Annotated in this window: 14 protein-coding genes; 5 read left to right on the top strand and 9 right to left on the bottom strand. The window is 70.6% G+C overall.

Features of this window, described 5'->3' with window-relative positions; translation table 11 throughout:
- The first annotated feature begins 31 nt into the window (after nucleotides 1–31).
- Nucleotides 32–817: an AraC family transcriptional regulator gene (locus E1218_RS02940; protein ID WP_132315934.1), complete on the top strand. Its 786-nt coding sequence runs from the start codon at nucleotides 32–34 to the stop codon at nucleotides 815–817.
- On the opposite strand, the gene E1218_RS02935 is transcribed toward E1218_RS02940, so the two are convergent.
- The 9 genes from E1218_RS02935 to E1218_RS02895 form a co-directional block, all read right to left on the bottom strand.
- Nucleotides 790–1,401, bottom strand: coding sequence for a TetR/AcrR family transcriptional regulator (locus tag E1218_RS02935; protein WP_132315932.1), 612 nt, complete (start codon nucleotides 1,399–1,401; stop codon nucleotides 790–792). The two genes, E1218_RS02940 and E1218_RS02935, sit on opposite strands and share 28 nt — an antisense overlap.
- Nucleotides 1,394–2,950: an AMP-binding protein gene (locus E1218_RS02930; RefSeq protein ID WP_132315930.1), complete on the bottom strand. Its 1,557-nt coding sequence runs from the start codon at nucleotides 2,948–2,950 to the stop codon at nucleotides 1,394–1,396. The genes E1218_RS02935 and E1218_RS02930 overlap by 8 nt, the downstream gene beginning before the upstream one ends.
- 13 nt (nucleotides 2,951–2,963) lie before the next feature.
- Nucleotides 2,964–4,121 carry an acyl-CoA dehydrogenase family protein gene (locus E1218_RS02925; protein WP_132315928.1) on the bottom strand — a complete coding sequence of 386 codons (1,158 nt, stop codon included), beginning with the start codon at nucleotides 4,119–4,121 and terminating at the stop codon, nucleotides 2,964–2,966.
- A 76-nt stretch (nucleotides 4,122–4,197) separates the two neighbouring features.
- Complete coding sequence (locus E1218_RS02920) at nucleotides 4,198–6,099, bottom strand: acetyl/propionyl/methylcrotonyl-CoA carboxylase subunit alpha (RefSeq protein WP_132315926.1); 1,902 nt, start codon at nucleotides 6,097–6,099, stop codon at nucleotides 4,198–4,200.
- A gap of 60 nt (nucleotides 6,100–6,159) precedes the next feature.
- Complete coding sequence (locus E1218_RS02915) at nucleotides 6,160–7,725, bottom strand: acyl-CoA carboxylase subunit beta (protein WP_132315924.1); 1,566 nt, start codon at nucleotides 7,723–7,725, stop codon at nucleotides 6,160–6,162.
- A gap of 115 nt (nucleotides 7,726–7,840) precedes the next feature.
- A complete protein-coding gene (locus E1218_RS02910) occupies nucleotides 7,841–8,062 on the bottom strand; it encodes an acyl-CoA dehydrogenase family protein (protein WP_325052802.1) in 222 nt (73 codons plus the stop codon).
- Nucleotides 8,059–9,777, bottom strand: a complete 1,719-nt coding sequence (locus E1218_RS02905; protein WP_132315922.1) for an acyclic terpene utilization AtuA family protein — start codon at nucleotides 9,775–9,777, stop codon at nucleotides 8,059–8,061. Before E1218_RS02905 ends, E1218_RS02910 begins: the two co-directional genes overlap by 4 nt.
- On the bottom strand, nucleotides 9,774–10,562 hold the full coding sequence (locus tag E1218_RS02900) for a TIGR03084 family metal-binding protein (protein WP_132315920.1): 789 nt from the start codon (nucleotides 10,560–10,562) through the stop codon (nucleotides 9,774–9,776). Before E1218_RS02900 ends, E1218_RS02905 begins: the two co-directional genes overlap by 4 nt.
- Nucleotides 10,563–10,620: 58 nt before the next feature.
- The gene (locus E1218_RS02895) at nucleotides 10,621–11,772 is read right to left on the bottom strand and encodes an FAD-dependent monooxygenase (protein WP_132315918.1); all 1,152 of its coding nucleotides are present in this window, start codon (nucleotides 11,770–11,772) and stop codon (nucleotides 10,621–10,623) included.
- A gap of 128 nt (nucleotides 11,773–11,900) precedes the next feature.
- On the opposite strand from E1218_RS02895, the gene E1218_RS02890 reads away from it, so the two are divergent.
- The 4 genes from E1218_RS02890 to E1218_RS02875 all read left to right on the top strand — a co-directional run bounded on the left by E1218_RS02890 (nucleotide 11,901) and on the right by E1218_RS02875 (nucleotide 15,018).
- Nucleotides 11,901–12,641 (top strand): GntR family transcriptional regulator, encoded by a 741-nt coding sequence (locus E1218_RS02890; RefSeq protein ID WP_132315916.1) that lies wholly within the window; start codon nucleotides 11,901–11,903, stop codon nucleotides 12,639–12,641.
- Between the two features lie 81 nt (nucleotides 12,642–12,722).
- Nucleotides 12,723–13,367, top strand: a complete 645-nt coding sequence (locus E1218_RS02885) for a hypothetical protein (RefSeq protein ID WP_132315914.1) — start codon at nucleotides 12,723–12,725, stop codon at nucleotides 13,365–13,367.
- A 74-nt stretch (nucleotides 13,368–13,441) separates the two neighbouring features.
- Complete coding sequence (locus E1218_RS02880; RefSeq protein WP_132315912.1) at nucleotides 13,442–14,332, top strand: N-acetylglucosamine kinase; 891 nt, start codon at nucleotides 13,442–13,444, stop codon at nucleotides 14,330–14,332.
- Nucleotides 14,329–15,018 carry an N-acetylmannosamine-6-phosphate 2-epimerase gene (locus E1218_RS02875; RefSeq protein ID WP_233711962.1) on the top strand — a complete coding sequence of 230 codons (690 nt, stop codon included), beginning with the start codon at nucleotides 14,329–14,331 and terminating at the stop codon, nucleotides 15,016–15,018. The genes E1218_RS02880 and E1218_RS02875 overlap by 4 nt, the downstream gene beginning before the upstream one ends.
- Nucleotides 15,019–15,092 lie beyond the last annotated feature (74 nt).

Raw genomic sequence — 15,092 nt, 5'->3', positions numbered from 1 at the left:
TCCTGTCCGGCTTCCGATAAAATGCCAATCGATGCCGGAAATCAGCCAACGCCGTCCCGCGAACACCGGCTTCCGGTCGATCCCGGCCGGAGGCGGTATCGCCCCGCACTGGCACGAGGAGCACCAGATCGTCTACGCCGGTCGCGGCGTGCTCTCGGTGACGACCGAGGCGGGCAGCTGGGTCGCGCCGGCCAACCGGGCGATCTGGGTCCCGGCGGGCACTCTCCACCAGCACCGCGCGTACGGCGACACCGCGCTGCACACCATCGGGCTCCGGCAGAACCCGCTCGGCCTGGACACACCGTCGGCGTTGACCGTCAGTCCGCTACTCCGCGAGCTGATCCTGGCCTACACGTCCGACGCCGGCGAGGACACTGGCATCCGCAGTGACGGCGCAGCTGACCGGCGCCCCCGCCACGGCACACCGGGCGAGCGTCGGCGCCTGCTCGCCGTTCTGCTCGATCAGCTTCGGCGGTCGCCGCAGCGGCCGACCTATCTGCCGGCTCCACGCGATCCACGGCTTGCGGCGGTCTGCGGGCTTCTGGAGAACGACCCGGCCGACAACAGGACGCTCACCGAGCTCGGACGCGAGATCGGGGCGAGTGAACGTACTCTCAGCCGCCTGTGCAAGACGAAGCTGGGGATGACGTTCCCGCAGTGGCGCACAGAACTCCGGCTGCACCACGCGCTGCGGCTGCTCGCCGACGGTGAGTCTGTGACTCGCGTCGCCCACCAGTGCGGCTGGGCGTCCACCAGCGCCTTCATCGACACGTTCCGCCGCGCCTACGGTCACACACCCGGCTCGCGTAGCGCTTGATCCAGGATGCGACTCCACTGGCGTACGATCCCCCGGCGACGGGCGCTGTCGTCCGTGAGCAGGTCGGCCAGGCCCAGACCGCGCGCCATGTCCAGCACGCCCTGCACGGTTTCCCGCACGCCAGGAGTCCGTTCACTGACCTCGAGCACTTCCAGCAGCGCCCGGTGGGCCTGTCGACCCACATGCGCTTCCAATTGGACGATCTGCCTCCGCAGCGGCTCTTCTGTCGACGCTGCGACCCACAGGTGCAGTGCGGCCCGGAAGAGCGGCCCGGCGTAGACGTCCGCGAGTATCCCCACGATCGCCTCGGTCCGCCCCGGACCACTGGGCAGTGCGGCGGCCTGCGCACGGATCTCTGCCAGCCGCACCTCGGTCATGTACTCGACCGCCGCGGCGAACAGGTCCGCCCGCGTCGGGAAGTGGTGCTGTGCCGCGCCCCGCGAGACCCCGGCCCGGGCCGCGACGACCGACACCGTCGTCGCGGCGTACCCGACCTCGGCCAGCGACTCGACCGCGGCCTCGAGCAGCCGCTGCCGGGTGGCCCGGCTGCGGTCCTGCTGAGGTTCCTTGAGAGCCTCACTCACGGGCGGCCTCGCGGGCTCTGAGCTCCCGCCGCAGGATCTTGCCCGAGGCCGCCTTCGGCACCGCCTCGATGAACTCCACCAGCCGGATCTTCTTGTACGGCGCCACCCGCGCGGCCACGTACTCGATCACGTCGTCCGCGGTCAGCTCGGCTCCCGGCATCGGCACCACGAACGCCTTCGGAACCTCGTTGCCGTCGGCCTGGACCCCGATCACGGCCGCGTCGGCGATCCGGTCGTCGGTCAGCAGCACCGCCTCGAGCTCGGCGGGCGGCACCTGGTAGCCGTGGTACTTGATCAGTTCCTTCACCCGGTCGATGACGTACAGATAGCCGCGCTCGTCCATCCGGCCGATGTCGCCGGTGTGCAACCAGCCGTCGCGGTCGACGGTCGCGTCGGTCTCCGCCGGGCGGCCGAGGTACCCCTTCATCACCTGCGGGCCGCGGATCCAGATCTCGCCCTCGTCCGCATCGTTGCCATCGGCGCCGACCAGCCGCAGCTCGGTGGACGGGAACAGCTTGCCCACGGCCCCGGGCGGCGGCTCCTGGTCGTCCTGCGGCACCGAGTGCGTCCCGGGTGACAACTCGGTCATCCCGTAGGCCTGCAGGACGGCGTGCAACCCGAGTCGCTTGGCGCACGCCTCGGCCAGCTCACCGTCCAGCGGAGCGGCCGCCGACATCACGTACTTCAGCGCCGACAGGTCCACGCCGTCCACGGCCGGGTGCTTCGCCAGCGCCAGCACCACCGGCGGCGCGACGAACGCCCGGGTGATCCGCTCCCGTTCGAGCGTGGTCAGGAACTGCTCCAGATCGAACTTGGGCAGCACCACGACGGTCGCGCCGAGCCGGAGCGGCAGGTTCATCAGCACGGTCAGCCCGTAGATGTGGAAGAACGGCAGGATCGCGATGATCCGTTCGTCCTCGTCGAGCCTGATCATCACCTCGGCCTGTGCGATGTTCGTCGCGATGTTCCGGTGGGTCAGCATCACACCCTTGGCCGCGCCCGTCGTACCACTCGAGTACGGGAGGACGGCGACGTCCTCGGCCGGGTCGATGGTCACCTCCGGCTCGGGCCCGGTGGTCGCGACCAGCTCCGTCACCGAGCGGTAGCCCTCGGCGCTGTCGCAGACGAAGATCTCGGTGACGTCGGTGCCTTCGATCGCGGCGGATGCGGCCGGGAGGAACAGCGAGATGGTGACCAGCAGCTTCGCCTTCGAGTCGACGAGTTGCTTGTGCAGCTCCTCCGCGGTGTAGAGCGCGTTCACCGTGGTCACGGTCGCGCCGGCCCGGGTCGCGCCGTAGAAGACGACCGGATAGAGGATCGTGTTCGGGCTGTAGAGCGCGATCGTGTCGCCGTGCCTGATCCCGAGCTCGGCGAACCCGGCCGCGACCCGTCGGCTCATCCCGTCCAGCTGCGCGTAGCTGATCTCCTTGCCGGTCACGCCGTCGACGAGCGCCGGCCGGTCGCCGTACTCCTGGGCTCTGCCGAGGACCGCGTCGTGGATGGGGGCGTCGAGGACCTCGACGGGCGGGAACTCACTGGTGATGATCATCGGCGGACTCCTGTCAGTACGACTTGGGTAGACCGAGCGAGTGCTGGGCGACGAAGTTGAGGATCATCTCCCGGCTGACCGGCGCGATCCGGGTGGCCCGCGCGGCCGCGACCAGCGAGGCGACGCCGTACTCCGTCGTCATGCCGTTGCCGCCGAGCGACTGGACCGCCTGGTCGGTGGCCCGGACCGCGACCTCGCCGGCCGCGTACTTCGCCATGTTCGCCGCCTCCCCCGCAGCCAGGTCGTCGCCGGCGTCGTACAGGGCGGCCGCCTTCTGCAGCATCAGCCGGGCCAGTTCGAGCTCGATCTTGATCTGCGCAAGCGGGTGCGCGAGGCCTTGGTGAGCGCCGATGGGCGTCTTCCAGACCTGCCGGTCCTTCACGTACGCCGTTGCCTTGCCGAGCGCGTGCCGGGCGATCCCGATGGCGAACGCGGACGCCATGATCCGCTCCGGGTTCAATCCGGCGAACAGTTGCAGCAGAGCCGCGTCCTCGGACCCGACCAGCGCCTCGCGCGGCAGCCGGACGTCGTCCAGGAACAACGCGAACTGCTTGTCCGGGCTGATCAGGTCCATCTCGATCCGGGTGAACTCCACCCCGGGCGCGTCCACCGGCACGACGAACAGGGCCGGCTTGAGCTTCCCGGTCCGGGCGTCCTCGGTCCGGCCGACGACCAGGACGGCCTCGGCGACGTCGAGGCCGGAGATGAAGACCTTGCGCCCGGTCAGCGACCAGCCGTCCTCGGTCCGGCGGGCGGTCGTGGTGATCTCGTGCGAGTTCGAGCCGGCGTCCGGCTCGGTGATCGCGAAGGCCATGATCGTCGTCCCGTCGGCGAGGCCGGGCAGCCACCGCTGCTTCTGCTCGTCGGTGCCGAAGCGGGCGATCACCGTCCCGCAGATGGACGGCGAGACCACCATCATCAGCAGCGGGCACCCGGCCGCGCCGAGCTCCTCGAGCACGATCGACAGGTCGGCGATCCCGCCGCCGCCACCGCCGTACTGCTCGGGCAGATTGACGCCGAGGTAGCCGAGCTTGCCGGCCTCCAGCCACAGCTCGGTGGTGTGCCCACCGGTCCGCGCCTGCTGGTTGAACCAGGCGTACCCGTACTTCTTGCCCAACTCACCGACGGCCTTGCGCAGCGCTCGGCGCTCCTCCGACTCGATGAAGCTCATGGACGTCCTCGCTTCGCTCCGGGCGCCGATGAGGCACAAGGCACGCTGCGTCGTTCGACGACCTCGTTTCGCTCGTTCATCTGTCCTCCCCGACCACGGCCAGTACGGCGCCGACCTCGACCTGTTGACCTGCTTCGACCCTGAGCTCGCCGACCACGCCGTCGGCCGGTGCGGAGATGGTGTGCTCCATCTTCATCGCCTCCAGCCAGAGCAGCGGCTGCCCCTGCTTGACTTCGTCACCCACTCCTACGCCGATCCGCGTCACGATCCCCGGCATCGGTGCGACCAGGGACCCGGCGGCCACCTGCGCCGACGGATCCGTGAACCGTGCGAACGGCGTCAGCGCGACACTGCCGAGCGGCGAGTCCACACACACGAGGCCGTCGTACGCCGCCACCTCGAAGGCCCGCCGTACGCCGTCCACCTCGAGCACCACGCGGTCCGGTGAGCTGCCGACGAGCATGGTGTTGCCATCAGCAACCAAACCGGCCCGGGTCAGCCGGTAGGCCACCTCGATCGTCTCGTCGCCGGCCCGGTACGCCTTCCGCTGCGGCTGCGACGGCACGTTTCGCCACCCGCTCGGTACCCGCACCGGCGGCACCCGCCCGGCCGCGTCGGCGAGCGCCGCCGCGAGCGCCGACAGCCGGACGACTCCAGGGTCTGCGGCGCCACCGACGCCGTGCGTGTCGAAGAACGCGGTGTCGGTGTCGCCGGCCAGGAACGCGGGATGCCTGAGGATCCACACCAGCAGCTCCCGGTTCGTCCGTACTCCGTGGAGTCGGGCCCGTTCCAGGGCGCCCGCCAGCCGGCGCGCCACGGCCGTTCGATCCGGTCCGGAGGCGATCACCTTGGCCAGCATCGCGTCGTAGTACGGCGACACCTCGGAGCCGGGTCCGACGCCGGAGTCCACGCGGAGCTCTGTGGACACCTCGAAGCGCCGCAGGGTGCCTGTCTGGGGTTGCCAGTCGTTGGTGGGGTCTTCGGCGTACAGCCGCACCTCGATCGCGTGGCCGAGCGTCGGAGGCGGCTCGGCGGGTAGCCGGTCTCCCGCGGCGACCGCGAGCTGCAACGCCACCAGGTCGAGCCCGGTGGTCTCCTCGGTGACGGGGTGTTCGACCTGGAGGCGGGTGTTCATCTCCAGGAAGTAGAAGTCGCCCTGCTCGTCCGCGAGGAACTCCACCGTCCCGGCACCCACGTAGTTGATCGCCGCCGCGGCCTTGCGGGCCGCGTCGAAGAGCTCGGCCCGCATGGACGGGATGCGCTCGACCAGCGGTGACGGCGCTTCCTCGACCACCTTCTGATGGCGGCGCTGGATCGAGCACTCACGCTCACCGACCGCCCAGATCGTCCCGTGCCGGTCGGCCATCACCTGCACCTCGATGTGCCGGCCGGTCGCCAGGTACCGCTCGCAGAACACCGTCCCGTCCCCGAACGCCGAAAGAGCCTCCGCGGACGCGGCCTCGATCTCATCGGCCAGGTCCGCCAGCCGTGACACCACGCGCATCCCGCGCCCACCACCGCCGGCCGATGCCTTGACCAGCACCGGAAGATCAGCGCCGGACACCGCAGCCGGCGTCAGCTCCGTGAGCACCGGCACCCCGGCGGCGGCCATCAGCTTCTTCGCCTCGATCTTCGACCCCATCGACGAGATCGCGTCCACCGGCGGGCCGACCCACGTCAGCCCCGCGTCGATCACCGCCTGCGCGAACGCGGCGTTCTCCGAGAGGAAGCCGTAGCCCGGGTGCACCGCGTCCGCGCCCGCGCGCCGCGCGGCGTCGATGATCAGCTCTGCGCGCAGGTAGGTCTCGCCGGGCGCGTTCCCGGGCAGGTGCACAGCCGCGTCCGCCTCGGCCACGTGCGGCGATCCCGCGTCGGCGGTGGAGTGGACGGCGACGGTCGACAGACCGAGTGAACGAGCGGTGCGGAAGACGCGGCACGCGATCTCGCCCCGGTTGGCAACGAGGACCGAGGTGATCACCGGCTGCTCCATGACCACGCCGGCGCCGGAGGCCCAGCCGAAAGCACTGTCATCCGGCGCTCACATCCTGAAGACGCCGAAGTTGGCGCCGTCGAAGCGGGTGCCCTCGACCGGGGCGGAGTGGATGGCGGACAGGCAGATGCCGAGGACGGTCCGGGTGTCCCGCGGATCGATGACGCCGTCGTCGTACAGCCGGCCGGAGAGGAACATCGGCAGCGACTCGGCTTCGATCTGGCCCTCGACGTACGCGCGCATCTGCGCGTCGGCCTGCTCGTCGTAGGGCTGCCCCTTCGCCTTGGCGGCGGCCCGGGCGACGATCGACAGCACGCCGGCCAATTGCTGCGGACCCATGACCGCCGACTTCGCCGACGGCCAGGCGAACAGGAACCGCGGGTCGAACGCGCGCCCGCACATCCCGTAGTGCCCGGCGCCGTACGACGCGCCCATCAGGATCGAGATGTGCGGGACCCTCGAGTTGGAGACCGCGTTGATCATCTGCGCGCCGTGCTTGATGATCCCGCCCTGCTCGTACTCCTGCCCGACCATGTAGCCGGTGGTGTTGTGCAGGAAGATCAGCGGGGTGTTCGCGCGGTTCGCGAGCTGGATGAACTGGGCCGCCTTCTGCGACTCCTCGCTGAACAGCACGCCGCGCGCGTTCGCCAGGATGCCGACCGGATACCCGTGCACCGAGGCCCACCCGGTCGCCAGCGACGACCCGTACAGCGGCTTGAACTCGTCGAAGACCGACCCGTCCACCACCCGGGCGATCACGTCCCGCGGATCGAACGGGATTTTCAGGTCACCGGGCACGATCCCGAGCAGTTCGTCGGCGTCGTGCAGCGGTTCGTCGTACGACGGCGCCGGCGGCGGACCGAGTTTGCGCCAGTTGAGCCGGGAGACGATCTGCCGGCCGAGCCGGATCGCGTCCTGCTCGTCGACCGCGAAGTAGTCGGCCAGGCCGGACTGCCGCGCGTGCATCGACGCACCGCCCAGGGACTCGTCGTCGGCGTCCTCGCCGGTCGCCATCTTCACCAGTGGCGGCCCGGCCAGGAACACCTTCGCCCCGCCGTCGACCATCACCACGTAGTCGCTCATGCCGGGGATGTAGGCGCCGCCCGCGGTCGAGTTGCCGAACACCAGCGCGATCGTCGGGATGCCCTCGGCCGACAACCGGGTCAGGTTGCGGAACATCGCGCCGCCCGGGACGAAGATCTCCTTCTGCGTGGGCAGGTCCGCACCGCCGGACTCGACCAGGCTGATCACCGGCAGCCGGTTCGTCCGGGCGATCTCGTCCGCGCGCAGCGCCTTCTTCAGCGTCCACGGGTTGCTCGCGCCGCCCTTGACCGTCGGGTCGTTCGCCGTGATCAGGCACTCGACGCCTTCGACCACGCCGATCCCGGTCACCAGGCTGGCGCCGACGGTGAATTCGGAGCCCCACCCGGCCAGCGGCGACAGTTCGAGGAACGCCGAGTCCGGGTCGAGCAGCAGCTCGATCCGCTCGCGCGCGAGCAACTTGCCGCGCTGGTGGTGGCGGTCGACGTACTTCGGCCCGCCGCCGGCCAAAGCCTTGGCGTGCTCAGTTTCCAGCGCTTCGAGCTTCTCCAGCATCGCCTCGCGGTTGGTCATGGGGCCTCCCGGCCTGGACTGAGGAGAGAAGGGAGCGAAGCGACCGGAGCGACGAGGGAAGGCCGGGACTCACAGCCCGATGACCCGCCGCGCGGCAGCGTGGCAGTGTGCACAGTCATGTGCTGAACCCCAGTCGTCCGGCGGCCAGGCCGGTCAGGATCTCGGTGGTGCCGCCGCCGATGGCGAGGATCTTCTGGTCGCGGTACTGGCGCTCGACCTCGGCTCCGCGCATGTACCCGAGACCGCCGTGCAGCTGGAGTGCCTGATCGCACACCCATTGCCCGGCCTTGTCGTGCAGGTCCCGCGGGAGCTCACCGGCCCGCTCCCACTCGTTCACAGCAGGACTTCCGGCACGTCGACGTACCGGGAGCGCAACCACTCACCGACAGCCTTCGCCTGCGGATCGAACCGGGCCTGGGACCCGACACCTTCCCCCAGCAGGCCTTCGACGACGAAGTTGAGGGCCCACAGGTTCGGCAGCAGGTGGCGGATGACCGTGAGGTTCCTGGTCTCCGGCAGCAACTCCTGGAACACCTCCACCGTCAACGTGTGGGCGATCCACCGCCACGCCTTCTCCTGCCGCACCCACACGCCGACGTTCGCGTCACCGCCCTTGTCACCGGACCGTGCGCCGGCGATGCGGCCGAGTGGCACCTCCCGCGTCCGCGGACGCCCGCTCGACGCGAGCTGCGGCAACGGAACGGGCTGTTCGAGGTCGTCGACCTCCACCAACCGCTGCGTCTCCGCGGCCGGCTCGACGACCTTGCGCGCACCGTCCGGCAGGACGACGACGTGCTCGACCTCGCGGATGTCGACGTACCCGGCCCGGAAGACGCCGTACGGCGATCCCTCGCCGGGTGGAGCGGTGACGTGGAACCCGGGGTAACTCGCCAGCGCCAGCTCGACGGCCGCGTTGGAGAACGCGCGGCCGACGACGTGCGGGTCCGGGTCCTTCACGGCGCAGCGGAGGAACACGCTGGCCTCTTCCTCGGACTCGGCGTTCGGCTTCTCGGTCCACGCGAGCGTCCACCGCAGCTCAGCGGGTCGGGCGGGCAGCGCCTGCTCGAGCTGCCGCTGGACCAGTTCGGCCTTCGCCTCCAGCTCGAGCCCGGTCAGCACGAAGGCCACCTCGTTGCGGAACCCGCCGACGCTGTTCAGCGACACCTTGTACGTCGGGGGCGGCGGCTCACCGCGGACGCCACTGATCCGGACCCGGTCGGGTCCGTCGGTGTCGAGCTCGATCGAGTCGAGCCGGGTGGTGACGTCCGGACCGGCGTACCGGGCGCCGGTGATCTCGTAGAGAAGCTGTGCCTTGACAGTGTCGATGGTGACCGCGCCGCCGGTGTTCTCGTGCTTGGTGATCACGCTGCTGCCGTCGGCGTGGATCTCGGCGATCGGGAACCCGGGTCGGCTGTGGTAGCGGTCGCGGATCTCGCCGAAGAACGCGTAGTTCCCGCCGGTCGCCTGGCAGCCGCACTCGATCACGTGCCCGGCGACGACCGCGCCCGCGAGCTCGTCGTAGTGCGTCCGTTTCCAGCCGTGGTGCGCGGCCGCGGGCCCGACGATCACCGAGGCGTCCGTGACCCGGCCCGTGACGACCACGTCCGCGCCGGCCTGCAGTGCTTCCGCGATCCCCCAGGCGCCGAGGTATGCGTTCGCCGTGAGTGGTGTGCCGAGGTCGAGCTCGGCTGCCCGGGGCAGGAGGTCGTCGCCTTCGACGTACGCGATCTTGGGTCGCAGTCCCAGCTTGCCGGCCAGCTGGGTGATGGCTTCGGCGAGACCGGCGGGGTTGAGGCCGCCGGCGTTGCTGACGATCTTGACGCCGCGGTCGAGGGCCTCGCCGAGGCCGGTCTCGAGCTGCTCGAGGAAGGTGCGCGCGTAGCCGAGCGACGGATCCTTCATCCGGTCACGCCCGAGGATCAGCATGGTCAGCTCGGCCAGGTAGTCGCCGGTCAGGACGTCGAGCGGACCGCCGGTGAGCATCTCCTGGACCGCGCTGAACCGGTCGCCGTAGAACCCGGACGCGTTCCCGATCCTGATCGGCCCGGTCATCCGAACTGCCCTGCCGCACGACCCTTGCCCGGTAGCCCGGCGAACGCCTGGATGATGCCGAGCCACTCCTCCGCGTCGGCACCCTCGGCCTGGACGGCGAGATCGTCGCGGTGCCGCCGTTGGGTGGCGAGCAGGCAGAAGTCGAGCGCCGGAGCGGTCACCCGCTGCCCGGCGTCGTCCGGACCCCACGTCCAGGTCTGGCCGTCCGGACCGGTCAGTTCCACGTGGAACGGCTCGGCCGGCGGAGTGCGGTCGTTCAGGAGGTAGGCGAAGTCGCGGGCGCGGATCGCCAGATGGGCGACGTGGCGCAGCCGGCTGGACGGCGGGCGGTGGACTCTCAGCGCGTCGACCACGTCCTGGCCGTGCGCCCAGGTCTCCATCAGCCGCGCGGTCGCCATCGAGGCCGGACTCATCGGCGGTCCGTACCAGAGCACCTTGGTGCCCGGCGGGACCTGCTTCAGTGCCTCGGCCAGCTCGGCGCGGGTCTCCCGCCAGTAGGTCAGCAACTGGTCAGGCGGCAGCGCGGCCGTCTCGTTGGCGCCCTCGTCGACGTACGTGGCCGGACTGGCAGCCGCCTTCTTCAGCGACTCCTGGAAGGTGTCCGGATCGGTGACGGCCAGGTGCGCGGCCTCGTCGGTCCAGGCGAGATGGGCGATCTGGTGCGCGATCGTCCAGCCCTCGGCCGGAGTCTGCCTGGCCCAGTCCTCGGCGGGCAGTCCGCCGACCAGCCGGTCCAGCTCCGCGCTCTCGGCCCACAGGTCGGCCAGCACTTCGTCCAGTTGCACGCTGCACTCCCCGGGGTAGGGATCGTGCAGCCGAGCGTCGCACTTCCGGGAAAAAGAATCAAGCGTGCTTGTTTTTTCCCTTCGGCAGTTCGGGCGGCGACCAGTCGGACCACTGCGCGGTCGCGTTCCGCCACGCGGACGGCGGGATCATCCTGGCCGTGACCGCGACCGTGAGGTGGGCGAGCAGGCCGGTGTTCGACGTACGCCGGACCGACGCGCGGGCCGCCTCGGCCATCGGGTGCACCCTGGCCCGGCGCAGGTCGTCGTACTTCTGCAGGCCGTCACCGGACGAGAGGCACGCGGCCAGGACGACGGCGTCCTCGATCGCCTGGCACGCGCCCTGGCCGAGGTCAGGCGGCATCGCGTGCGCCGCGTCGCCGAGCAGGACGACGCGTTCGTTCACGAACGTCGGTACCGGGTCGATGTCGACGACGTCGTTGTGCAGCACCTGGTCCTCGGGCGTCGTCGCGATCAGTGCCGGGATCGGGTGGTGCCAGTCGCCGACCCGGTGCAGCGCTTCGCGGCGGTTGTCGGCGTACGACTGGTTCGGCCGGTCCGCGTTCACCGTGACGAACCAGTACACGCGCTCGTCCGGCAGCGGGAGTACGCCGGCCTGGACACCACGCCCGAGGGTCAACGACTCTTCGACCGGCCAGACCGAACCGGGCGGCGTCACCCCGCGCCAGACGGTCCGGCCCTGGAAGACGGGGTCGCCCGACCACAGGGTCCGGCGGGTGACGCTGTTCACGCCGTCGGCGGCGACCACCAGATCGGCGGTCAACTCGTTCTCCTCGCCGCCGCACCGGCAGACCACCACGCCCTTCGGGGACACCGACACCACCTCGGCGTCGGTGTGCAACGCCGTCTCCGGCAACCTCTTGCGCAGGACGTCGTGCAGGTCGGCCCGATGCATCGCGAGTACGCCGACATCCATGGGGTGACTGCGGCGCAGCCAGCGGCCGGTCGGCGTCCGCAAGCTGCCGCGGGAGATCGTCGGGACGGCCCGCGAGCGGATCTCGATGCCGAGCGTGTCCAGGGCCCGCTCGGCGTTCGGCCACAACGTCAGCCCGGCGCCGACCTCGGCGATGACCGGGGCGCGCTCGAGAACGGTCACCGACCAGCCGGCCCGGCGCAGTCCGACCGCCGCGACCAGCCCGCCGATGCCGGCGCCGATGATGATTGCGGTGGAAGCTTCTTCACCTGACCCCATGCTGCGGAGGTTACTTCTTCGCGGTCCAGCCTGCGGAAGTGATCCGGCAGGTTCGGCCGGCGGCGCAAGGGTTTCGATCGGTGTGGAAAGCCCTTCTGACGACCCGGCCGGAGTGCTACGCAAGACCAATGCATGGTTCGCTGCCGGGAAAGGCCGCCGCGATCCGGGCGTTGCTGCTCAGCCTGATCGACACCCTGCCGGAGGGTGCCGCGCTGCCGCCGGAGCGGGAGCTGGCGCTGCGCTGGAACGTGGCCCGGATGACGCTGCGGCGCGCGGTCGACGAACTGGTGATCGAGGAACTGCTCGTCCGCCGGCACGGCAGCGGGACCTACACCACCCGCCCGAAGGTGGCGAAGTGGCTCGGCATGATCGGCTTCTCCGAGGACGTCCGGCGGCGCGGGATGCGGCCGGGCAGCACGATGCTCGAGTTCCGCCACCTCCGGGCCGAGCGGGCGGCCGCCCGCCGGCTGCGGATCCCGGTAGGCGACCCGATCATCGCGTTCACCCGCCTCCGGCTGGCCGACGACGTACCGATGGTGGTCGAGCGGACCACGCTGCCCGCCGGGTACGTCCCTGGTCTGCAGGCCGACGACCTGGAGGGCTCGCTGTACGACCTGCTCGAGTCCCGGTACGGCATCGACCACGTCAGCGGCACGTCCCGGATCGAGCCGGTGATGCCGGACGCGAGGACCGCCGGCTGGCTCGACATCCCGACCACCCAACCATGCCTCGCCGTCCACGGCATCAGCTTCGACCGCCGCGACCGCGTCTTCGAATACACCTCGGCCCTCTACCGGGGTGACCGCTACGCGTTCACGACCGAGCTCCGCACCACGCCCACTCCCCGTTCGACCGCCAACGGCCTGTAGGTCTGGTTGCCTCAGGCAAGTTGTTGCGCCGTCACGATGATTACTCTCGGTGGACGCGAAGTCACTATCGTGGGCACCCTCATGGATCTTCGCAGTCCGATCAGCACCGTCGTCCCGTCACTGGACGGCCCCGTGCTGCAGGTGCTCGCCCGGACCGACCGCGGCCTGTCCGGCCGGCAGATCCACAAGCTCGCCGGGACCGGCAGCGTCGCCGGCGTCCGCCTGGTCCTGCAGCGGCTGGCGACCACCGGCCTGGTGCACGTCGACGACGTCGGCAACTCGTTGCTCTATCGCCTCAACCGCAAACACCTGGCCGCCCCGGCCGTGGAGTTCCTCGCCGACCTCCGCAGTACGCTCACCGGCCGACTCGCGGACGAGATCAGCGGCTGGCGGATCCCCCCGGTGCACGCCAGCCTGTACGGCCCGATCGCTCGCGGCGACGGTGATCTCGAGAGCGATGTCGACCTGCTGCTGATCCGGCCGGACCAGGTCGACCCGGGGGACGTCCTCTGGGAGGACCAGGCCGCCTGCCTGATGCGATCCGTCGTCGACCTCACCGGCAACCCGGCGCACGTGTTCGAACTCAGCCGCAGCGAGCTCACCGACCACCTCACCCGAGAGGACCCGATCCTCAACGACTGGCTCCAGCCAAGCCTCCCGCTGTACGGCGTCCCGGTCCCGTCCCTGCTGGACCGTCCCGCTTCCCGCGCCCGCACATTGGTCTAGTCGCCGTCCTTTACCCGGCCCGCCGGGAAGGCCAGACTGGGCGCGCCGGGTTGTCGACTCACACGGGACGCTGCATGACGAGCATTGCCATCGACGGCGGGCAGTCCGCCCTCCGGCTCCGGGTTCTTCCGGCCGGACGGGTCGGTCGGGGGCCTGGGTACGTCCACGGGCCGACCAGCATCGACCACTTGCTGGCCGCCATCGGGACAGCCGCCGCCGCGGCCGGGGTCGCCGGCCCGGTCGAGGTCGTGGCGCTCGGGCTGACCGGCTTTCCGCCGGTGCGTCCGGTCGCGGATGGGCTGGCCGCGCGGGTGGCCGGCGTACTCGACGCCGGTGAGGTGCGGATGACCCAGGACATGGTGACCGCGCACGCGGGTGCGCTGGCCGACGGGTACGGCGTGGTCGTTGCCGCTGGCACCGGTCTGGTCAGTCTGGCCGTCGATCGTGACGGGTCCTGGCACAAGGTCGACGGACACGGATACCTGTTCGGTGACGCCGGGAGCGCGTTCGCGATCGGCCGGGCCGGGCTGGTCGCCGTCCAGCGGGCTCGCGACGGCCGTGGTCCGGCCACCAAGCTCGCGGACGTCACATTGGACCCGGTCACGCTCTACCGGTCGACCACGCTGGTGGACGACGTCGCCAGGTTCGCTCCGGAGGTACTGCGGTGTGCTGCCGAGGGAGACCCGGTCGCCGGCGACCTCGTCGTACGGGCAGCTCAGGACATCGCCGAGACGATCGGTGCGGCCGTGGCAACGCTGGCCGGCCAGGATGCAGTTCCGGTCGCGTGTGTGGGCGGCCTGTTCGCGGGTGCAGGGGAGCAACTGCTCTCTCCGGTGCGTGCAGCACTCACACCTCGTGCTCAGTTGGTGAAGGCCGCCGGTACGTCGCTGGACGGCGCCGAACGGCTGGCGACGAGCCCACCCGGGCCGTACGCCGACCTCATCGTCACTCACCGCCGATCGTGACGCCGCTGGCGGCCGGGAGCCTGGTGGTGTCCTGCCAGTCCATCCCCGGCGACCCGTTCGACTCGGCCGGGTCGATGGCCCTGATGGCACGCGCGGCCGAACTCGGTGGTGCCGGTGCGATCCGGGCCAACGGTCCTGAGCACGTCGCCGCGATCCGGGCCGTGACGACGCTGCCGATCATCGGCATCAACAAGCTCGGCGACCCGTCGGGGGTGTTCATCACTCCGACGTTCGAGTCCGCCGCCGAGGTCGTCGCGGCCGGCGCCGACCTGGTCGCGCTCGACGCGACGCTCCGCCCGCGCCCGGACGGGCACCCGCTGCGCCGTCAATTCGAGCGGATCCATCAGGAGCTCGGTGTACCAATTCTGGCCGACGTCGACACCTTCGACGCGGGCCTCGCCGCCCGCGACGCCGGTGCCGACCTGGTCGCCACCACGCTGTCCGGCTACACCGGCGGAGGTACGCCGGCCGGTCCGGACGTCGACCTGGTCCGCCGGCTCGCCGCCGCGGTGGATTGCCCGGTCGTCGCCGAGGGCAGGATCAGGACACCCGAAGACGTTCGCGCCGTCGTCGACGCGGGTGCGTACGCCGTCGTCGTCGGCACCGCGATCACCAACCCGACCTTCATGACTGCCCATCTCGTCAGCGCCTTACCCCCGAAGTGGTCTACTCGACCTAGTTCCTGACACGGCCCGGCTCGATTCCGCCGGCGCCGGCGGGCTATCTTGACTGGACCGGAAAGTTTTCACCGGCACGACCG

It is taken from the genome of Kribbella turkmenica (assembly GCF_004348725.1).
Taxonomy (GTDB): Bacteria; Actinomycetota; Actinomycetes; order Propionibacteriales; family Kribbellaceae; genus Kribbella; species Kribbella turkmenica.
Note: the sequence above shows the minus strand (reverse complement) of the source record. Positions and strands in the feature narration are given on the sequence as shown.